Source organism: Hyphomicrobiales bacterium, assembly GCA_002869065.1.
Classification (GTDB): domain Bacteria; phylum Pseudomonadota; class Alphaproteobacteria; order Rhizobiales; family Rhodobiaceae; genus Rhodobium.
Genome location: PKTR01000002.1, coordinates 1,265,556 through 1,286,272, shown reverse-complemented (window position 1 = coordinate 1,286,272; position 20,717 = coordinate 1,265,556). Strand labels below are relative to the sequence as shown.

The 20,717-nt window shown below is 65.8% G+C and carries 19 protein-coding genes; 6 read left to right on the top strand and 13 right to left on the bottom strand.

Annotated features, from left to right (window positions below; all coding sequences use genetic code 11):
- Positions 1-9: 9 nt before the first annotated feature.
- The gene (locus tag C0606_09625; protein PLX38777.1) at positions 10-834 is read right to left on the bottom strand and encodes a prolipoprotein diacylglyceryl transferase; all 825 of its coding nucleotides are present in this window, start codon (positions 832-834) and stop codon (positions 10-12) included.
- A 197-nt stretch (positions 835-1,031) separates the two neighbouring features.
- On the opposite strand from C0606_09625, the gene C0606_09620 reads away from it, so the two are divergent.
- Positions 1,032-1,307 (top strand): hypothetical protein, encoded by a 276-nt coding sequence (locus tag C0606_09620; protein ID PLX38452.1) that lies wholly within the window; start codon positions 1,032-1,034, stop codon positions 1,305-1,307.
- 18 nt (positions 1,308-1,325) lie between these two features.
- On the opposite strand, the gene C0606_09615 is transcribed toward C0606_09620, so the two are convergent.
- Positions 1,326-1,850: a gamma-glutamylcyclotransferase gene (locus C0606_09615; protein ID PLX38451.1), complete on the bottom strand. Its 525-nt coding sequence runs from the start codon at positions 1,848-1,850 to the stop codon at positions 1,326-1,328.
- A gap of 121 nt (positions 1,851-1,971) precedes the next feature.
- On the opposite strand from C0606_09615, the gene C0606_09610 reads away from it, so the two are divergent.
- From C0606_09610 to C0606_09600, 3 genes are all read left to right on the top strand, one after another.
- Positions 1,972-3,003, top strand: coding sequence for a hypothetical protein (locus C0606_09610; GenBank protein PLX38450.1), 1,032 nt, complete (start codon positions 1,972-1,974; stop codon positions 3,001-3,003).
- A gap of 69 nt (positions 3,004-3,072) precedes the next feature.
- Complete coding sequence (locus tag C0606_09605; GenBank protein PLX38449.1) at positions 3,073-4,524, top strand: multi antimicrobial extrusion protein MatE; 1,452 nt, start codon at positions 3,073-3,075, stop codon at positions 4,522-4,524.
- A 108-nt stretch (positions 4,525-4,632) separates the two neighbouring features.
- The gene (locus C0606_09600) at positions 4,633-5,304 is read left to right on the top strand and encodes a TetR family transcriptional regulator (GenBank protein ID PLX38448.1); all 672 of its coding nucleotides are present in this window, start codon (positions 4,633-4,635) and stop codon (positions 5,302-5,304) included.
- A 12-nt stretch (positions 5,305-5,316) separates the two neighbouring features.
- On the opposite strand, the gene C0606_09595 is transcribed toward C0606_09600, so the two are convergent.
- The 11 genes from C0606_09595 to C0606_09545 form a co-directional block, all read right to left on the bottom strand.
- On the bottom strand, positions 5,317-5,868 hold the full coding sequence (locus tag C0606_09595) for an adenine phosphoribosyltransferase (GenBank protein ID PLX38447.1): 552 nt from the start codon (positions 5,866-5,868) through the stop codon (positions 5,317-5,319).
- Between the two features lie 61 nt (positions 5,869-5,929).
- The gene (locus tag C0606_09590; protein PLX38446.1) at positions 5,930-6,811 is read right to left on the bottom strand and encodes an S-methyl-5'-thioadenosine phosphorylase; all 882 of its coding nucleotides are present in this window, start codon (positions 6,809-6,811) and stop codon (positions 5,930-5,932) included.
- Between the two features lie 192 nt (positions 6,812-7,003).
- On the bottom strand, positions 7,004-7,942 hold the full coding sequence (locus tag C0606_09585) for a phosphatidate cytidylyltransferase (GenBank protein PLX38445.1): 939 nt from the start codon (positions 7,940-7,942) through the stop codon (positions 7,004-7,006).
- Positions 7,939-8,637, bottom strand: coding sequence for a 1-acyl-sn-glycerol-3-phosphate acyltransferase (locus C0606_09580; GenBank protein PLX38444.1), 699 nt, complete (start codon positions 8,635-8,637; stop codon positions 7,939-7,941). The genes C0606_09585 and C0606_09580 overlap by 4 nt, the downstream gene beginning before the upstream one ends.
- Before the next feature lie 101 nt (positions 8,638-8,738).
- Positions 8,739-9,383 (bottom strand): hypothetical protein, encoded by a 645-nt coding sequence (locus C0606_09575; protein PLX38443.1) that lies wholly within the window; start codon positions 9,381-9,383, stop codon positions 8,739-8,741.
- A complete protein-coding gene (locus C0606_09570) occupies positions 9,383-11,167 on the bottom strand; it encodes an ABC transporter ATP-binding protein (protein PLX38442.1) in 1,785 nt (594 codons plus the stop codon). The genes C0606_09575 and C0606_09570 overlap by 1 nt, the downstream gene beginning before the upstream one ends.
- A gap of 78 nt (positions 11,168-11,245) precedes the next feature.
- Positions 11,246-12,337: a quinohemoprotein amine dehydrogenase subunit beta gene (peaD, locus tag C0606_09565; protein PLX38441.1), complete on the bottom strand. Its 1,092-nt coding sequence runs from the start codon at positions 12,335-12,337 to the stop codon at positions 11,246-11,248.
- A gap of 17 nt (positions 12,338-12,354) precedes the next feature.
- On the bottom strand, positions 12,355-12,687 hold the full coding sequence (locus C0606_09560; protein ID PLX38440.1) for a quinohemoprotein amine dehydrogenase: 333 nt from the start codon (positions 12,685-12,687) through the stop codon (positions 12,355-12,357).
- On the bottom strand, positions 12,684-14,120 hold the full coding sequence (peaB, locus tag C0606_09555; GenBank protein PLX38439.1) for a quinohemoprotein amine dehydrogenase maturation protein: 1,437 nt from the start codon (positions 14,118-14,120) through the stop codon (positions 12,684-12,686). The genes C0606_09560 and peaB overlap by 4 nt, the downstream gene beginning before the upstream one ends.
- A 13-nt stretch (positions 14,121-14,133) precedes the next feature.
- Positions 14,134-15,726 carry a quinohemoprotein amine dehydrogenase subunit alpha gene (peaA, locus tag C0606_09550; GenBank protein ID PLX38438.1) on the bottom strand — a complete coding sequence of 531 codons (1,593 nt, stop codon included), beginning with the start codon at positions 15,724-15,726 and terminating at the stop codon, positions 14,134-14,136.
- Positions 15,727-15,742: 16 nt separating this feature from the next.
- Positions 15,743-17,101: a pilus assembly protein CpaE gene (locus tag C0606_09545; protein ID PLX38437.1), complete on the bottom strand. Its 1,359-nt coding sequence runs from the start codon at positions 17,099-17,101 to the stop codon at positions 15,743-15,745.
- Positions 17,102-17,399: 298 nt separating this feature from the next.
- On the opposite strand from C0606_09545, the gene C0606_09540 reads away from it, so the two are divergent.
- A complete protein-coding gene (locus C0606_09540; protein ID PLX38436.1) occupies positions 17,400-18,410 on the top strand; it encodes an AraC family transcriptional regulator in 1,011 nt (336 codons plus the stop codon).
- A 57-nt stretch (positions 18,411-18,467) separates the two neighbouring features.
- On the top strand, positions 18,468-20,426 hold the full coding sequence (locus C0606_09535; GenBank protein ID PLX38435.1) for a DNA primase: 1,959 nt from the start codon (positions 18,468-18,470) through the stop codon (positions 20,424-20,426).
- Positions 20,427-20,717 lie beyond the last annotated feature (291 nt).

Genomic DNA, 20,717 nt, shown 5'->3' with positions numbered 1-20,717 from the left:
CTCCCGTATTTACGACTGGCCGCCCCGGCGGGCGGCGAAAAACATGACGGCGGCACCGACGATCACCATCGGGATCGACAGCACCATGCCCATGGTCAGAGCGCCGGCGAGGAAGCCGAGATGGTCGTCGGGCATGCGGAACAGCTCGGCGACGATGCGCGCCACGCCGTATCCGGCAACGAAGGCGCCGGTGACGAAACCGGGCCGGCGAAACCGCAACAGCATATGGGTCAGCACGGCGAGAAAGGCGAACAACAAAAGCCCCTCGAGCGCGGCCTCGTAGAGCTGGCTCGGGTGGCGCGGCAGACCGAGCGGGTCGGTCGGGAACACCATCGCCCAGGAAACATCGCTTGGCCGGCCATAGAGTTCGGCATTGACGAAATTGGCGATGCGCCCGAAGAAAAGGCCGATCGGCACGACGGCAGAGATGACGTCGAACAGCGTCCAGGCGGTGAGCCCGCGCAGCCGCGAAAACAGGGTCATCGCAACCGTGACGCCGAGAATACCGCCATGGAACGCCATGCCGCCTTCCCAGACCTTGACGATGTCGAGCGGGTTCGCCGCGTAGTAGGCCGGCTTGTAGAGCAGCACATAGCCGAGCCGGCCGCCGAACACGATGCCGATGGTCGCCCACAACACGAAGTCGTCGATCTGCAGAACCGTAGGCCGCTTGACCGCCCCCCACAGACGATCGTTCATCACCAGCCGGCGCGCATACCACCAGCCGATCATGATGCCGGCGATATAGGCGAGCGCGTACCAGCGGAGCGCCAGCGGGCCGATCTCGATCAGCACCGGATCGATGGCCGGATAGGGCAGGATGGCGGTTGGCATCGGCGACCTCTTGAAAACCGCGGCGACCTTGGCCGCAGGGCCGGCGTCCGTCAAGCCTCGGCGACAAACCGCCTTGGTTGAAATTCGCCGGCAACCGGCTTACCTGTTCTGCGAGCCCGCACGGTTTGATCTGCGGGGACAAACGAAGCGGTCGCGGCCGGGCTCCAAGCCGGCTCGACCCGACCGGGAGACCGACGATGACCCAGACCAGCAATCGCCTGTTCGATGAATTCGCCAAGCTGATGAACGATGCCGCCGGCGTCGCCCAGGGCATGAAGCGCGAGGCGGGCACCATGGCGCGCAGCCAGTTCGAACGCTTCGTCGCCGACATGGATCTGGTGCCGCGCGAGGATTTCGAGGCCGTCAAGGAACTCGCCGCCAACGCCCGCGCCGAAGCCTCCGACCTTGCCGAACGCGTTGCGGCACTCGAAGAACGCCTCGCCAAGCTCGAAGGCGGCAAGTCGGAAGGCTAATCCAACGCTTGCAGCGGATTATTCCGGCAGGTGCTTCGCGACCGCCGACAAGGTCGGATCGTGGATGCCGAGTTCGTCGAGATGCGCCGCGGTGTTCAACACATAATCGCGGTTCGGCCCTGACTGGCCGGCGCTGCGCGCCACCATCTCGACCAGCCGCTCGAGCGGCAACACGCCGGCATATTGCTCGTGGCCGTGATTGACCACATAGGTCAGCACGGTGATCGCCCGCCCGCTGCCATCGTCGAGCCGGGCGCGGCGCTCGACCTCGCGATAAACCATGGTGACCTGCTCGCGCTCGCGCAGATAGGCGATGGTTTCCTCGCGATCTTTCGGCGCGACACGGAACGCCAGCCCGCGGCACGAACCGCCCTGATCGAGACCGAGCACGAGGCCGGGCTTTTCCGGCGTGCCGCGATGGTGGAACGAATAGACACAGAGGCTGCGATGCAGGCCGTGCACGCGCGCGGGAACCGCCTCTTCAAAGGCAAATCCCGGCCGCCACATCAGCGACCCGTATCCGAAAACCCACAAATCCTGCATGCCCGCACCCGTTTCGTGACGGCCACGTCATAGACCATGCGGACCGGGAAATGCTATCCCCCGATGCCCGAACGGGATATGCAAATCGCGATAGACGGCCAGAACCGCCAGGAGAACAGACGTGACCGACAGCGAAACCGAAAAGCCGGCCAAGAGCGCGCGCGGCATGCGCGGGCTTCTGATCGCCATCGTTGTCGTGGTTGCCGGCTGGTCGGCCTTCTGGTGGATAAGCGCCGATCTTGTCGACGCCGGTTTCGACGATGTCATCGCCCGCCAGGCGGCCGAAGGAACGACGATCACCTGCGGCAACCGCTCGATCGGCGGCTGGCCGTTCAAGATCCGCGTCGCCTGTGCACCGCTTGAGATCGCCCGCCCCGACGGCAGCCGCCTGTCGCTGAAGGCCGCCCGCGCCGTCGCCCTGATCTATCAGCCGCAGCACATCATCGCTGAAGCCGATGGTCCCGCCACGATCAATCCGCTGGGACTGACGCCCGACGGCCGGGCGGAATGGAAACTCGCCCAGGCGAGCATCAAACTCGGCGTCGAGGATCCCCATGCCGTCTCCGTCGCACTGGAGAACCCCCATCTGGACGGCTTCGCCGCGCTCGGCCTCAACGCCGATCTGACGTCGAAAGTCCTTGAGGCGCACACCCGCTACGTCGGCGAAGGCGCCAACCGCCGCCGCGATGTCGCTTTGGTCGCCAAAGAACTCAGCCCCGGCGACGACGGATTCCCGCTCGATGGTGAAGTGCTGATCAGGCTCGCCGACCCGGAACGGGCCGGAGGCACACCATTGATGCTGACCGCCGAGCCGCGCGAACTCACCATCGAGCGCGCGACCCTGACCGACGGCACGACGCGCCTGTCGGTGAGCGGCACGCTCACGGCCGATGCCGCGACAGGCGTCAATGGCGAACTGGACCTGATCGTCGAGGACCCGGACCATCTCGCCCCCCTTCTCGCGCGCCTGCTGCCGCCCGACAGCCCGCTCGCCAAGAGCATCGCCGGCGCCGTGAGCGGTTTCGGCAAGCGTTCGGAGGTTGCCGGGAAAACCCAGGTCGAGCTGCCCGTGAAGGTCGTCGACGGCGCGGTCTCGCTCGGCATCATCCCGCTCGGCCGCATTCCGCTCCACCGTCTGCCCGGCGTCCTGTAGCGGCGACTGGCCGCAATAGGCTGAATTTTCAGAAACAATCCGCGCACGGAATCTTAAAGGTTCTATGGGATGGTCCCCTCGACAACGGGAGGCCATGAGGAGCTCGGAATGCGTTCATCGCTGGCTGCTGCGGCAGGCCGGTTGATCCCTTCGCCTGTGCTGGAGCGCATCGCTCCGCTCCTGCAAGTGATCAAACCGACGTCGCCGGACACCGACGACCGGTCGGCAGCCGGGCGCATGGCGCTCGTCGCCTTTTCCGTGCGCGTGGCCAGCGCGGCCATCGCCTACCTCTCGCAGATCTTCCTCGCCCGCTGGATGGGCAGCTTCGAATACGGCATCTTCGTCGTGGTCTGGACCTGGGTGCTCATTCTTGGCGCCCTCGTCCATCTCGGCTTTGCCACCTCGGTGATCCGGCTCATTCCGGAATTTCTCGCCACCGAGAAACTCTCCCAGTTGCGCGGCCTGCTCGTCGGCAGCCGGGTCATCGCCGTGCTGTTCGCGACCGTCGTCGCCGGACTTGGCATCCTCGGCGCCTACCTGTTCGAGAACGTGATCTCCAGTCACTACGTGCTGCCGGTCTATCTCGCCGCGGTCTGCCTGCCGCTGTTCACGCTGAGCGAAGTGCAGGACGGCATCTGCCGCGCCTTCAACTGGACCGATCTGGCGCTCGCGCCGACCTATCTCTGGCGTCCGGTTCTGATCCTGTCGCTGATGTTCGTGGCCGGCCTCATGGGCGCCGACCTCGATGCCACCACGGCCTGCGTCGCCGCCATCGGCGCGACCTGGTTCACAGCCGTCGCCCAGCTTCTCATGCTGCGCGGCCGCACCCGCGAGCAGATCGACCCCGGCCCGCGCGAGTATCACGCGATGGAATGGATCCGCATCTCGGTGCCGATCCTGTTCGTCGAAGGCTTCTTCATCCTCTTGACCAGCACCGACGTGGTCATCCTCGGCCAGCTCGTCTCGCACGATCAGGTCGCCGTCTACTTTGCTGCTGCAAAGACGCTGGCGCTGGTACATTTCGTCCACTATTCGGTCCGCGTCGCAACCGCCCATCGCTTCTCGAAGCTCTACCATTCCGGCGACACGGCCGGGCTCGCCCGCATGGTGCGCGATTCCGTGTCGTGGACCTTCTGGCCCTCGCTGGCGCTCGCCGCCATGCTGATGGTCGCCGGCAAGCCGCTGCTGTCGCTGTTCGGCGCCGGCTTCACCGACGGCTACATGCTCCTGTTCGTGCTGGTCATCGGCATTCTGGCCCGCGCCTCGCTTGGACCCGTGGAATCGCTGCTGACCATGGCGCATCTGCAGAACTATGCCGCCTCGGTGTACGGCGGCACGTTCCTGCTCAACGCGACGCTGTGCTTCATCCTGATCCCGATCTTCGGGCTGATGGGCGCCGCCGTCGCCACCGCCTTCTCCATGGTGTTCGAGGCAACCGCGCTTTACTGGGTGACGCGGCGCTATCTCGGCCTGCGCGTCTTCATCTTCTCGCGCCAGCCGGCAGACCAGCCGGCCGAATAATCTCTCGCAAACCATGATTGCAGCGCGGAGCCCGTTCACGGTTCCGTGCCTTTTGCTTGCCCCTTTCGCGCCCTATCTTCTATCGAGAGTGCGAAAGGGAGACCGAGCATGGCCACCGAGAAGACCCGCAAGAAAATCGTCGAATCCTTCATGACGCTCGCCGCCGCGAAAAGCTGGGACGAGATGACCCTGCCGGTCGTCGCCGAAGCAGCCGGCGTCGATCTCGCCACGCTGCGCGATGCCTATGACGGCCGCATCAAGATCGTCGAGGATTTCGCCCGGCGCATCGACACCGCGGTTCTGAAACAGGGCTCCGACGACATGGCCGGGGAGCCGGCTCGCGACCGCCTGTTCGACGTGCTGATGACCCGCCTCGATCACCTCGCGCCCTATCGCGACGCACTGCGCAACCTGATGTGCGCGGCCAAGCGCGACCCGATGCTGGCCGCAGCCTTCAACCGCATTGCCGTCGTCTCGCAGGGCTGGATGCTGGCTGCCGCCGGGATCGACTCCTCCGGCACCAGCGGCCTGATCAAGGCGCAGGGCCTTGCCGTCGGCTTCGCCCGTGTGGTCGCTGTGTGGCTCGATGAGGAAGACCCGGACCTGCCGAAGACCATGGCGGCGCTCGACCGCGAACTGAACCGCGGCCAGCGTGCGCTGCGCGCAGTCGACAAGATCGCCTGCCTGGTCCCGGACCGTTTCCGCCCGGCCGGCTTCGGCAAGCGCTGCAAGAAGTCGGAAGCAAAAGAACCCGACGCCCCGGCCGAAACCGCGGCGTGAGGGACTTGGGGTTTAGTCGCCTTCGAATTCCATCAGCGTGTGGACAGCGACGCCCTTGTCGCGCAGGCGCGCCGCGCCGCCGAGATCCGGCAGGTCGATGACGAAGGCCGCCGCGACGATCTCGCCGCCCGACTGGTGGATCAGGTCGATGGCCGCGACCGCCGTGCCACCGGTGGCGATCAGATCGTCGATCAAAAGCACCCGGTCGCCCGGCTGGATCGCGTCGGCATGGATCTCGATCGTGTCGACGCCGTATTCGAGCTCGTAGTCCTGCCCGATGGTCTTGTGCGGCAGCTTGCCCTTCTTGCGGATCGGCACGAATCCACGGCCCATTTCGTGCGCCACCGCGCCGCCGAGGATAAAGCCGCGCGCCTCGATACCGACGATCATGTCGATCTGCGCCTTGGCCTTGAAGAACGGCCACACCAGCTCGTCGACGGCCGCCCGCAGGCCCGCCGGATCGGCGAGCAGTGTGGTGATGTCGCGGAACATCACGCCCGCCTTCGGATAGTCGGGAATGGTGCGCACGAGCGCCTTCAGGTCCAGACCGCGCCGCAGTTCCATGCTTCCGTACTCCAGATTTTGGCAGATTGATTTCGAATGACGAGGAAGGGTGCGGCCAAATCTAGCCGCGCTGATGCAGAACCCGGCCGGCGACCGCGTCGAGCTTGGCGAGCAATTCGGGATCGCGCATCTCCGGTGCCGTCATGATGGCGTATTCGAGCGCCGTGTCCGAGCCGATCGGGCAGGCCGGATGCTCGCGCGGGAAATCGCGCGCCACCCGCGCCACCAGCTGGCGGGCGTGATCGGCATTGTCGTGCAGCACCTTGATGATCGCGGTGACGTCGACCTCGCCGTGGTCGGGATGCCAGGAATCGTAGTCCGTCACCATCGCGACGGAGGCGTAGCAGATCTCCGCTTCGCGGGCGAGCTTGGCTTCCGGCATGTTGGTCATGCCGATGACGTCGCAGCCCCACGAGCGATAGAGGTGGCTTTCGGCCAGCGACGAGAACTGCGGCCCTTCCATCACCAGATAGGTGCCGCCGCGCGTGTAGCTGAGGTTTTCCGCCTTGGCCGCTTCCTCGATCCGGTCGGCGAGCCCCGGGCTGATCGGATTGGCCATCGAGACATGGGCGACGCAGCCCTTGCCGAAGAAGCTCTTGTTGCGCGCGAAGGTGCGGTCGATGAACTGGTCGACGAGCACGAAGGTGCCGGGCGCCAGCTCCTCCTTCAGCGAGCCGCAGGCCGACACCGAGATGATGTCGGTGACGCCGACACGCTTCAGCACGTCGATATTGGCGCGGTAGTTGATGTCGCTCGGCGAATAGCGGTGACCGCGTCCGTGGCGCGGCAGGAAGACGACGGTCATGCCGTCGATCTCGCCGATGCGCAGCTCGTCGGACGGCGTCCCCCACGGGCTCTCGACGTTTTTCCAATGCGCGTTTTCGAGCCCGGGAAGCTCGTAAATGCCCGATCCGCCGATCACGCCCAAAACCGATTTCGTCATGCCACGCCTCATGTCGTCATCAAATATCGGGCCGAACGGAGCCCTGAAAAATCCGCCATCAGGTTTACGGGGCCACACGCGAGCCCGCAAGGGTGGATCGCAGCGACACTTTTCATGCACTGTCGTCGTGAGGAGGACAAAGCGTATCCCCGAAAAGTGGGAACCGGTTTTCGGACAAGGATACGCGTGAATCTAGAGCGCGAAGAAATATCGGGTGACGTGGAAGAACACCGGCGCGGCGAAGACGACCGAGTCGAGCCGGTCGAGCATGCCGCCGTGGCCCTCGATCAGCCGGCCCCAGTCCTTGACGCCGCGGTCGCGCTTGATCGCCGACATGACGAGCCCGCCGAAGAACCCCATCAGCGTGATGATCAGCGCCATCCCGGCCGACTGCATCGGCGAGAACGGCGTGATCCACCACAACAGCGTGCCGATGACGACGGCACTCGCCACCCCGCCCGCAAAGCCTTCCCAGGTCTTCGACGGCGACAGGCTCGGCGCGATGCGGCGCTTGCCGAGTAGCTTGCCCCAGACATATTGCAGTACATCGCTGATCTGCACGACGAGCACCAGATAGGCGATCAGCAAGAGTTCGCGGCCCTCGTAACCGGGGATCGTGAGGGTCGCCAGCGCCGGCACATGCGACACGCAGAACACGGCGATCATCAACGCCCATTGCGTCTCCGCGATGCGTTCCAGGAAATGGGTTGTCTCGCCGCGCAGTGCCGCAAGGATCGGCAGCAGCAGGAAGGCATAGACCGGAATCATCACCGAATAGAGCCCGTACCACTCGATATAGATGAGCCAGAACTGCAGCGGCAGGATGACGAAAAAGGCGACCGCCAGCGCCCAATGATCGCTTCGCCGTGTGCGCGTCAGCGTCACGAATTCGCGCAGCGCCGTCAGCGAGGCGAAGAAGAACAGGAACACCACACCGCCGGCGCCGAACAGGAAGGCAATGCCGATGGTCGCCACCATGATCCACCAGGCACGGATGCGGGCGTTCAGATTGTCGACGACCGGATCGGGGCCGTCATGGCGCCGATCGAGCCAGAAACCGACCGCCGAGGCGATCACCAGAAGGGCGAAGATGCCGCCAAAGAGGGCGAGCGTCTGGGACGCGGCGCTCATACGTTGTCCTCCCCGTAATGCGGCGCAAGCGCGAGCAGCGCGTCGCGTGCCCGGTCGAGGAATTCGCTCTTTTCCTCATCCGGCGACAACGTCAACGGCGTGCCGAAGGTCACCCCGCACAGGATCGGGATCGGCAGCAACTCACCCTTCGGCATCACCCGCGAGATATTGTCGATCCACACCGGCACCATCTCGATCTCGGGGCGGGCGGTGGCGAGCCGGAACAGCCCCGACTTGAACGGCAGCAGCGGTTCGTCGCTCATGTTGCGGGTGCCTTCAGGAAACAGGATCAGAGAGTCGCCGGCATCGAGCGTCGCCGCCATCTGGCCGATCGGATCGCCGCGCACCGCGCCACGGTTGCGCTCGATGAGCACAGCGCGAAACACGTCCGTACCGATGAAGCGGCGCAGCGCCGAGGTCTGCCAGTAATCGGCGCCGGAGACCGGCCGCGTACGATCGCGCAGAGCCGGCGGCAGCACCGTCCAGATCAGCACGAAGTCGCCATGACTGGTGTGATTGGCGAAATAGACCCGCCGGCAGGGATCCGGCCGCGTGCCAATCCAGTTGGCCTGAACGCCGGTGACCAGACGGGCGAGAAAAACGATGAGCATGGCCGTTGCGCGCGCCGCGAACGACCATAGGCCGCCGCCTGCGCCGACACCGTCCGACCCTTGAGGATACGAACTTTTGCCCATCGCGCTCTCCCGGTCTTGCGGCATCTACCGCACGATCCGCCCCTGCCAACTTGTTAGGTCAAGCCGCGGCGAAGGGGAAGCGTCAACAGATAAAAAGGACGTCAGCTCCGCCGTTCCGGACCGACATAGGCCGCCGTCAGGCGTAGCGTGTCGAGCGTGTCGCGAATGTCGGCGCCAGCGGCCAGCATCGCCGCGATCTTGCCAGTGACATGGGCGGCGGCGGCGCTCGATCCGCGCACGATTTCGTTGCCGACGGCAACCACATGGGCGCCGAAACCGGCCCGGTCGGTCGCCAGATAGGAGAGTTCGCGCGGTCCGCAGCGCGCATCGCCCTGCACCGCGATGACGCCAGGATAGGCCGCTGGGAAAGTCTTTTCCCCGCGCGCCGGAACCGAGGCGACGACCGCGTCGCAGGCCTTCACCGCGCGGGCGAAGGCAGCCGCGAGTTCGTCGTCGCTTTCCGCCAGCCCGAAGCTGCAATGGATGATGCGCGGCGGGTCCTCGAGCAGCTTGTCGATCGCCGCGATCACGTCGGCGCGCTTGCAGGTCAGCCCGCCACCGAACACCACCGCGTTGATGAAGCGCACCGACGAGGCGTGGTAGCGGATCGTCTGCGCCAGCGCCTCGGCGTGCGCCGGCCCGTGGCCCTCGCGCGTTTCCTCGATAATCCAGTGCTGTCCAATAAGGGCGGGAGAGTCTTCCTCCATCGCCCCGTCGATAAGCCCGACGGTGACCGTAGCAGTCATCAGTTCGTAACCCCGGCAAGAACATCCAGATCGACGATTCGGTCAAAGCCCCCGTAGCCGTCGACCGGGCCATGAGTCACGATGATCCGGGTTCTGTCTACGAAGCGCACGTCGAAATTCGCAACTATGCGTGCAGCCGTGGTGGTATCGACCTCCGACAGGCTCTCGTCGAGAACGAGGACCCGAAACGGCCGCAACCACGCCCGCGCCAGCGAAAGCCTCTGCCGCTGGCCGCCGGAAAGGTCGAGACCGCGCTCGCCGATCGGCGCCAAAAGCCCTCCCCGGGATTCGACTGCGTCAGCGAGTTCGACCGCCCGCAAAGCTTCCCACAGGGCATCGTCGGAAGCGTCCGGCGAACCGATGCGCAGATTTTCCGCAACCGTTCCGTGAAAAACAAAACCGGCCTGCGGCACGACCGCGATCGCCGACCGCAACTCGGCAAGAGCGAGCGTTCGAAGATCGGCGCCGTCGAGCGTCACCCGTCCTTCGCTCGGATCGAGATGGCGCTGAAAAAGCGCGATCAACGTCGACTTGCCAACACCGGAGCGCCCGGTCAGATGAATGCGCGCGCCGGCCGGGAACGTGACGTCGAGATCGTGGAACAGCGGCCGCTCGCGCCCCGGCACCATTGCCGAGACCACTTCGAGACGAAGCTCGCCCGGTCCGTCCGGCAGCGGCACGGGCAGAGCCGGGTCGACGATGTCGGCCGGCGCGATCGCCAGCGCCATCAGCCGCTCAAGGCTCGCGGTCATCCGCGCCTGCGCGTGCCACAGCCCGATCAACGCCTGCATCGGCCCAATGAGGAAACCGAGATAGGCGGAAAAGGCGATCAGCGAGCCGAGCGGCCAATCGCCGGCGATCACCCAAAGCCCGCCGAGAATGAAAACAGCCGCCCGCACCAACGCGGTCAGCACGGTCGGCACGGCCCGCGTCGCCTCGCCCCAAACCTGCGAACGCTGCAGCGCGTCGATCAGCCGTCCCTGCTCGCCATGAAAGGCCGCGCGCGCCTGATCCTCGCCGCGAAACGCCTGCAGCACCGGCAGACCGGCGACGGTTTCGGCAACCCGGCTCGCCAGCGTACCGCGCGCGGCGCGCACCTCGCGGGCGCGCTCCTGCGTCTTCGGACGTGCCCAGGAAAAGAACAGGAATTCGAGCGGTGCGAGTAGAAGCGCAATCACCGCCAGCCGCCATTCGAGCACGAACAGCATCGCCGCCCCGCCAATCAGCCGCAGCACATTGCCGGTGCCGCTCAAGAGCGCATTGAAGGCGAATTGCTGCACCTCGCCGGCATCGGCATCGAACCGGCTGAGCGTCTCGCCGATCCGCCGCCCGGCATGCCAGCGCGGCGATTGGGCGAGGATATTGTCGAGCACGGCGCTGCGGATATCGGCCAGCATGCGCACCGAGAACCGCATGTGCAGAATGCTGTTGGCGGCACCGAGCCCCATCGCCGCAAGACCGAAAACGAAGAACGCCGCCGACCACTGGATGAGCTTTTCGGCGTCGCGCGCCATCAGCCCCTCGTCAATGACGAGCTTGGTGAGATAGGGCGGCACCAGCGCGGCAAGCGCCGAGACAACGGCCAGCGCGAAGAGAAAACCGAGCGCGCCGAGATAGGGCCGCATCAGCGGTGTCAGCCAGGTGGCCGCCGGCCACCCGAACAGCACGGCAAGCACCGTTCCGAGGAAACCGGAACCGGGCGAGGCCGTCGATTGGCCGGAAGGGGAAGCCGATGCAGTCATGTACGGAGGATAAAGCACGCGGGGAAAAACGGAAAACGGCATGGTATCAGCGCCGTTTCAGGCGCGAAAAAGGGCGGCACCGCATGTCGCGGCACCGCCCCTTGTCGTCTCACAGCGATTCTACCCGCCGCGCGAGATCACATGCATCGTGCCGGCCGCCATGTCGCCGCCCGACGGCAGGCGCACTTCGCCGATCCGCTCCAGCGTCGACGCGTCGTAGACGCCGATGTCGTCATTGGTGCCGCCGACGTAGATCTCCTTGCCGTCGGACGAGATGTTGACGCAGTAGTAGGTGTGCGGCAGGTCGACCCGCTTCACCAACTCGTTCTTCTCGAGATCGTGCTTGGAGAGCTGGGTATAGACGCCATAGAGCTCGTTCGGCGCCTTCGGATTGCGCACCGCCGAGAACATGATCACCTCGAAGCTCGCGAAGTCGGCGATCTGCGATTCCCCGGTGGTCAGGTTGACGCTCTCGTAGCCCCACACGAAGTCGGCGATTTCCTCACGCTTGTCGTTGGCGAACTTCGCCGCGGAATACAGCAGCAGGAACTCGTCGTTCTGCGTGCCGACCGGCCAGAAGGCGAGCACATCCGGCGGCGAATAGGTCGGCCGATCCCACGACGCATTGGCGATCTTCACCGAGGTCGCGCCGGTTGCCGGATCGATCTCGTAGAGCTCGTGACCGCCGACATAGAGCTTGCCCTTGCGGTCGGTCGCCATGATCGTCATGCGGCGCGGCGCCGGGAAAGTCCGGATCGGCTTGGCGTCGAGTCCGGCCGAGGAATCGTAGACCACCAGTTCCGGATCGAGCACCTCATAGCGGTCGACCAGAATGCGGGTCCGGTTGCGGATCGTGTAGATCTCCTTGCCGTCCTTGGAGACGGCGAGCGAACCGATCACCCGCGAGCGCACGTCGTCATACGACTGGTTGGCCGAGAACACCGTCTCGCAACTGTCGATGTTGACGCCGAACACGCCGCCCCAGCGATCGCCGAGGATGTAGGCGATGCTGTTGTCCGGCGACATCGCGATGATCGCCGGGATGACGTTGAAGTCGAGCTTGCACTCCTTGGTCACCGAGCGGTCGGCTGCGTCGATGACATAGAGATTGCCCGGCTTGGTGATGGTGACGAGGTAGTCCTTGGCCGCCGCCGGCAGCACCGCCACGGCGAGCGTGGAGGCGGCAAGGAACAGGGTTTTCACAAGTTTCATGGATATCTCCTTGCCGCTCAAACGTCGCTGTCGTCCGGGAACACCGTGCCGAGCGCGCGCCAGTCCTTGGCGGCGTTGTCGGCCTTGGCGTTCCAGTCCGGATAGGAGTTGATGGTGTCGGGCACCTGCGCCGGCCACCAGCACGGATCGGAACAGCCATACAGATCGGCCTCCATCGGCTGGCAGAGCGCGGCCACACCGCCGAACGGATCGACCTCCCAGCCCGGATCGAGCGTCGAGGCGCAGCCCGCGACGATGGTCTGCATCGCGCGCACTTCGTCCATCTTCTCTTCTTCGACCGCCTTTTTGACGCGGTCGGCTTTCTGGTTCAGTGCCTTCAGGTGTTTCATTTGCCAAAAGCCCTCCGCGGCATGATGGTGTCGGTAAAGAAAGCCGGATTGCCGGCAATCAGATCGCCGTAGACCTCGATGCCGAAATCGATCCAGTCGCGCATCAGGTCGCAATAGTGGTAGGTCGGCTTGGTCGGGTCCGAGAAGTGAGCGTAGGACTCGTGATAGCAGCCCCCCGCGCACAGATTGCGGATGCGGCACGTCTCGCAGCCCTTGTCGCCGCGCTCCGCCCGATCCTCCAGGAACCGCGACAGCCGCGCCTTGGCGATCCCCTCGTCCACCGAGCCGTAGGTCTCCATGTCGGAGCCGGTGAAACGGTGGCAGAGGTTGAGTTCGCCCGCGTGATCGACCGCCAGCATGCCAAGCCCGGCGCCGCAGGGCAGCGCCTTCGACCGGCCCTCATAGAGGTCGGTCATCAGCTGGTGCATGTTGGAAAAGCCGATATTGCGCCCTTCGAGCGCGGCATCGCGATAGATCCGCCCAAGCGCCTTCATGCGCTCGAACACATCGCTCAGCTCGTCGCCCGTCAGGTTGAAGGCCGACATCGGGCCCGACGTCACCGGCGAGAAGCCGACCTCGGCGAAGCCGAGCCCGTTCTTCAGGTGATCCCAGATCGCGATCACGTCGGTGACCCCGTGGGTCAGCGTCACCCGCGCCCCGACCGGGCGTGAGCTGTAGCGCTCCAGCAGCATCCGCGCCTTCGCCGCCACCACGTCATAGGTGCCCTTGCCGCCGACCGTCTTACGGTTCTTGTCGTGCAGCGCCTTCGGCCCGTCCATCGAGATGGTCAGCCCGAAGCGGTGCGCGTCGAGCCAGTCGACGATCTCCGGCGTCAGCAGCGTGGCGTTGGTGGTCAGCGTGAAGTCGACCTTCTTGCCGAGATCACCGAAGCGCTCCTCGGCAAAGGCGACGACCTCGCGGATCAGCCCGAGATTGGACAGCGGTTCGCCGCCGAAGAACACGACGTTGTAGCGGTCCCGGTCCGGGCTCTCCTTGAGCAGCAGCTCGATCGACTTCTTCGCCGTCTCGAACGCCATCCGCCTGCCGGCGCTCGGCGTGTCGAGATCCTCCTTGTAACAATAGGTGCAGGACAGATTGCAGCCCGTGTTGACGTTGAGAACGATGGTCGTCAGCGGGAAGTTCTCGATGGTCACCGGCGGGCGTTCCGCGCTTGGCGGCCGTCCGTCGGTGACGATGTCGAGGTCGAGGAACGAACGCAGCCGTTCCGCGACCGTGCCGGGATCGGCGCGGTCGGCAAAGCGGTCGCGCACATCTCCCTGGCTGACCGATCCGCGCTCGGCAAGCAGGTCGAGGACCTGTCCGTCGAGGGCGTCGATCTCGAACAGCGACGTCGTGGGAACGTGGAACAGCAGGTCACGGCCGTCCACATTCACGCGATGCGCGTTCTGGGGTTGAAAGACAAGCATGCCCATGGATGCATTCTCCCTAGCGGATCGGCGGATCGTTCCAGCGCTGCACGGTGACGATGAGTTGTCCCTCGCCACGCATGCCGCCACTGTCGGCCACGATCTTCAGATTGCCCGCATTGTTGGTCGAGAACGGCCGCTCGGGATTGGGACCGGCGGGACCCGGCGTGAAGATGCCCGAGACCGCGTCCATGGTGCCGGCATACTTCACGTCCTTGAGCTCTTCCGCCGTCGCGTCGAACGGTTCGACCGCCCAGTTCGCCGGCACTTCGCCGATGCGGATGTCGTCCGGCGTGCCCGGCTGTCCATCCGGCCCGGCCCAGTAGCCAACCGCCATGAACATCGCCTTGACCGGCGGGGTACGTCCGCCGCCACCGCCGACGCGCGCGATCGTGTAGCCCGGCTCGACCTTGATCACGTCGGCCTTGCCATAGACCGCGAGGTCCGTCGTCCAGCCCGCGCCCGAGACCGCCACCTTGGCGTTCGCGCCCGGCGCCGACTGCAGATTGAGCGCGAAGCCGAAATTGTTGAAGCCGATACCGGCCGGCTGCACCGGACCCGTCACCGTCGGATTGGCGAGATCGGCGCCGACCACCTGTACGGTCGCCGTGCCGCCCGAGCGCACCGCCGACGGCACGATACCAAGCACGCGCGAACCGGCGCCAACCTTGGCCGCCTGGAAGCTGCCGCCGAGCGGATCCTCATCGGTCAGGAATTGCCGGCCCGTGAGGCTGCCGCCCTTGTCGCCGAGCATCAACACCTGCGAGAACTTCTCGCCGGCGATGGTGACGGCCGCGCGCCATTCATAGCCCGTGTAGACCGACACCTTGCCCTGCATCGGCGTCCAGTTGCCGTTTGCCCCGACGACCGAACCGATCACCGTATAGGGCTCGGCATCGCCCGACACCGTCATGCGGCCATAGGTTTCCCCGACACCCGGCAGGCGCGTGGTGAACACCCAGTCGCCGCGCACATCGGCCCGCGGCGCCATCTTCCAGGCCGTCCAGGCATCCGTTTCGAACGGATAGGCTTCGGCGAGTTTCGGCGCGACTTCGGTCTTGGCGATCTTGAACCATTCGCGGTCGCGGCCGAGCGCCTGATATTCGATGGTCGGCCACTGCCCGACATGGAAGTCGACATGCAGCGACCATTCTTCCGCCGTGCGCCGCTGCAGGGCGACGCGCGCACCGGAGTGACAGCGCGCGCACATCTCGCCCATCTGCTGGTCGAGCGCTTCGACCGTCGAGGGATTGCGTTCGAGGATATAGCGGAAATCCGCCGTTTCCGACGGCGCCAGACCATTGGTCTCCGACAATTCCCGCACCAGCTGGCGCTGTTCATCGCCGGTGATGTCGAGGCCGTGGAACAGGCGCATGCGCACGATGGTCATCAGCCAGCCTTCCGGCGTCTTGCGCTGCCCCTTGATGCGCGACAGCCCGCCATTGGCATCGGCCTCGTGGCAGCCCGCGCACAGCCGGTTGAGCAACCCGTCCTCGGCGCTCGCCGGTGCCGCCGGCAAGGCCAGCAGCAAGGCGCCGCCGAGCACCGCCCCCGCCCAGCGGGCGAAGCCGGGCCGGCCGGCCCCTGCAGTCAAACTCTTCAGTTCTTTCATTCCTCACGCCCTCCGTTCATGAGTGATCCGAATTCCTTGCGATCAATCCCTGGCTGTCGAGCCAACCGAAAAGAGCCGCCGCCTGATCGCGCGACGCCTCGGGGAAACAGGTTTTCTGCAAATCTTCGAGCCCCGCGCCGCACGCGCCGCGCCGGCCAATCTCCTCGATCACCGGAACGATCGGGATGCCGGCGACGAAGGCGACCCCGGCCGGGTTCTGTTCGGTGCGCACCACCGCGCGCTCGCAAAGCCGGTTGTTCTCGACGATGACGGCGCGGCCGATGCTGAGCCCCGCGCCCTCCGCGTGCGACGGCAGATCGTCGGGGAACGCCCGCCGAGCCGCCCAGTACGGCGCATCGGCGAAGCGCTCCTCGAGCCGGTAGAAATCGCGCCCGACCCGCGCCTGGCGCCAGAACGTGTCGGCGATGCGTTCGGCGTAGAAGCGTTTGGCAAGATCGATGGCCTCGGGCGTGCCTTCGTCGAGCGCAGCGATCACCGGCACGGCGGCGAGCGCCGACGAGATCGCCCAGAACATGCCGTGGCCCGACAGCGGGTCGAGGCCGACGGCGGCATCGCCGATACGGATATGCGAGGGATCGAGTTCAGGCGCGGCAAGCACCGTGTCGGCGTTGCGCGCCAGAAGATCGGCGGGACAGGAGAGACGACGGCCGAAGGCGGCACGCGCTTCGTCGCTGCCGAGCATGGCCTCGACACGGGCCGCAAGGTCGACGCCGCCGGCTTCCGCCTTGCCGTCGAACGAGGCCTGCAGCCAGGCCCGGCCGTCGCCGAAATCGGCATGCCACAACCAGCCGTCGCGGCACGGCACCGTCGTCGTCGCAGCCGATGCCGCGTCCGAGGAAAGCCAGCCGCCGACCGTCAGCGTCGCCGGCCCGCGCACCCGTTCCGACGCCATCGGGGCGCGGCGGCCGCGCGCGTCGATCGCCCGGCGGACCGCAATCTGTTCACCATCGTCGAGACAAAGAACCCGCCAGCCCTCATTGCCGGTCTCGATGGTCTTCACCTGTGCGGCAATGAAATGCGCGCCAGCCTGTGACGCCGCCGACCGCAGCGCCCGGTCGAAGGCCTGTCGCTCGACCAGATGCTCGCCATTACCGGTTTCCGCGGTGCCGCTCCAGAAGGAACGCCGCGTCACCCGCGGCCCGATACCGAGCGCCTGCGGGTCGAGGCCGTGGCGGGCGAAGAGGGCGGCGACGCGCGGTGACAGACCCTCGATGCGCGGCTTTGCCGTATCGCTATCGATCAGCACCACCGACCGGCCGGCGCGCGCAAAGAGGAGCGCGGCGAATGACCCCGCCGGTCCACCTCCCACAACACCGATATCGAACGCGTTTGCGTCCCGTCCGGTCGCGCCCATGCGACAAACCCCGCGATTTCCCCTCTTCGCACCCGCACAGTGAGGCAATTGACCGGCTGCCGAATTTCGCCGAAGATCATGCCTGTGGCGGAATGTCGCAAAGAGTAAACGACGCGGGGAGAGCGCATTTCTCGACAGATTTTGCCGAATTTGCACAATCAGCGAACAATGGCCTTGTCTGCCGAAAAATGCGGCAGCAACATAATGGCGTTCGCACCAGCGCTCAAACGGACTGACATTTCGGACAAATCAGCACCGCCGGCAGGGGCATATCGGCAGGAGGTCGGATCGACGAGGAATGACCGCGCACGCGACCATCGTTTCGGGGGCCTTGAGCGAACTTGACCGCTGTCTGCAGGACCGCGGCATCGATCGCGAACGTTTCGGCGAACCGCACCGGGTTCCCGGCTCGGCATGGCACACGCCGCACCTCGAAATTCCGCTGGTTTCCTTCGTCTCGCTTTATGAAGCCGGCGCCGCGGTCGGCATGTCCGACGTCGGCTGGACCACCGGCGGCACCTTCGACCTGCTCTATCTCGGCGATATCGGCCGCTCGATCCTGACCGCATCGACGCTTGGCGCCGCGCTACGCACCTTCGCCGGCTTCACCGAACTGATCCAGAGCGATTCCGAGGTCAACCTCACGGTCGAGGATGACCGCGCCACGCTCAGCTATCGCATCTTCAATCCCGACATCTGGCCGCGCCGCCAGGACGCCGAATTCACCCTGTCGATCTTCTATGGCCTGATCCGCCGCGCGGTCGGCGCCGACTGGGTACCCGAGGTGCTCAGTTTCGAGCACGATCCGAACCGGGCGGAACAAAGCTATTGCGAGACGTCGCGCGTCGAGTGCCGGTTCGGCCAGCTCACCAATGCGCTGACCTTTCCCGCCGGCCTGCTCGACCGGCCGATGCAGGCGGCCAATCTTGGCCTGCACCGCAGATGCACCACCGCACTTACCGACCGGCTTCATCACCAGCGCCGCTTGCAGCCGGTTTCACGCCGCGTAACGGCGATGATCTTTTCCCGGCTTGGCGGTGAGGCAACCGATCAGGTGTCGATTGCCCGCACGCTCGGCCTGTCGCGCCGCACCCTGCATCGCCGCCTCGTCGACGAAAGCACCACCTTCTCCGAACTCCTCGAGCGTTGCCGCACGCGGGTTGCCTGCCACGAGCTTTCACACAGCTCGAAACCGCTATCCGACATCGCGCTCGGCCTCGGCTATTCCGACCAGAGCGCCTTTGGCCGCGCCTTCCGCGCCGCCGCCGGCCAGACGCCGCGCCAGTACCGCACCAGCACACAGGCCTGAGCCCGTCCTGCGGGATTTCGTATCGCCTTTTGCCTCGCCCCATGGAATAACGACGCCATGCGGTTCACCTCTCAATTCCTCGACGCCATTCGCGCGCGCCTGCCTCTGTCGGAGATCGTCGGGCGCCGCGTCTCATGGGACCGGCGCAAGTCGCAGCCGGCCAAGGGGGATTACTGGGCCTGCTGCCCGTTCCACCAGGAAAAGACGCCGAGCTTCCACTGCGACGACCGCCGCGGCCACTACCACTGCTTCGGCTGCGGCGCATCCGGCGACCATTTCCGCTTTCTGGTCGAAACCGAGGGGCTGGCCTTTCCCGAAGCCGTCGAGCGGCTCGCCCACGATGCGGGCCTGCAACTGCCCGCCCGCGACCCCGAGACCGAGCGCCGCGAAAAGAAGCGCAACAGCCTCGTCGACGTCGTCGAGATGGCCTGCCGCTTCTTCGAGGAAAGCCTGCGCGGACCGCAGGGAGCAACGGCGCGCGACTACGCAGCCCGCCGCAAGCTGACCCGCGAGACGCTGGCCGAATTCCGCTTCGGCTTCGCACCCGACGGCCGCGACACGCTGAAACGTCATCTGTTGCAGCAAGGCGTCGACGAGCAGGCGCTGGTCGAGGCCGGCCTCGTGATCAAGCCGGAGGACGGGCGGCCAAGCTACGACCGCTTCCGCAACCGACTGATCGTGCCGATCCAGGACATGCGCGGCCGCGTCGTCGCATTCGGCGGGCGCACCATCGATCCCGACCGCGAGCCGAAGTACCTGAACTCGCCGGAGACCGCCCTGTTCCACAAGGGTTCGATGCTGTTCAACGCCCACCGGGCGCGAAAAGCCGCCTACGATTCCGGCGCGGTCATCGTCGTCGAGGGATATCTCGATGCCATCGCCGTGCATCAGGCCGGCATAGAAGCCGTCGTCGCGACACTCGGCACCGCCTTCACCGAAGACCAGATGACGGCGCTGTGGCGCCTCGCCCCCGAGCCTGTGATCTGCTTCGACGGCGACACCGCCGGCACCGCCGCCGCCCACCGCGCGGTCGACCGCATCCTGCCGATGCTGAAAAGCGGCCAGTCCTTCAACTTCACCTTCCTGCCGCAGGGCCAGGACCCCGACGATCTGATCCAGTCGGGCGGCCGCGAGGCGTTTCTCGCCGAAGTGCGCGGTGCCCGGCCGCTGTCGGAAGTGCTGTGGGACCGCGAAACCGCATCCGCCCAGATCGACACACCGGAACGCAAAGCCGCGCTCGAAAAGCGCTTTGAAGACCTCATCGGCACGATCCGCGACGGCCTCGTCTCCCGCCGCTACGCGCAGGCCATCCGCGTGCGCCTGTCCGAACTGTTCTGGCAGCAGACCCGCCGCCCCGATCGCCCCGGAAAAGGCGCGCCCGGCAAGGCCGACGAACCGGCGGGCGCGACACAGGTTCCGGCCTTTTCCTTCGAAGAGGCGACCACCTTCGAGCGGCTCGTGCTCGGCCTGTGCGTCGAATACCCGGAACTTTTCGAACGCTATTACGAGCGGCTGCACGCAATCCCCTTCGAAAGCACCCGCTGCGACCAGTTCAAGGAACAGCTGCACTGGATCATGGTCGGCTCAGGCGACCGCGACGTCGCCAGCGTTTATGACGAAATCGATCCCGGCTTCTTCGCCATGCTGCGCTCGGTGCACGGTCTGGGCGGCGGCGATGGTGAGCGCGCGGCAACCGTGCGCGCCGGCATGTGGGCGCTGCAACCGATCCTGCGCTTCCATCCGCCCGAAGCCTTCGTCGATGCCTATCTCGAACTGCTGCTCGACCGGCTCGAGATCCGCGCCATGCGCCGCGATCTGGAAGAGGAAATCGCGGCTGCCGAAACCGAGATCGACGAAACCACCGAGCGGCGCATTCTCGAACTGAGCCGCGAAATCACCCGCCGCGACGAGGAAATCCTGCGCCGCGAGCAGGATCTGGCCGAGGAAGCGCGGGCGATTCGCGCAGCCTTCGGCGCCGGCGACCTCGCCGAGAGCGGGATTCCGGCCGCCGGATAGGGACCAAATCCCGTCGTCGCCACGTGATTCGCCATGATTCGATGCGAATCACGTCCGAAATCGCCTTTGCACCCAAGGACTCGCGCGAATCGCTCTTGCGGAATCGAATCAACAAGCTACATAAAAAGCCTTGAGCGGCCTCTCAGCGCTACCGTGCAGGTTCAGCGAAACATCTCCGGCCGCAAAAACTTGTTCTCCCGGAGGAAAACGCCGGCGATGTCGGCGTCGATGCGGCTGTGCGTTTAAATCCAAGCGGGCCGCCGGCAGGACGGTGCGCGTATTTTCGGTTAA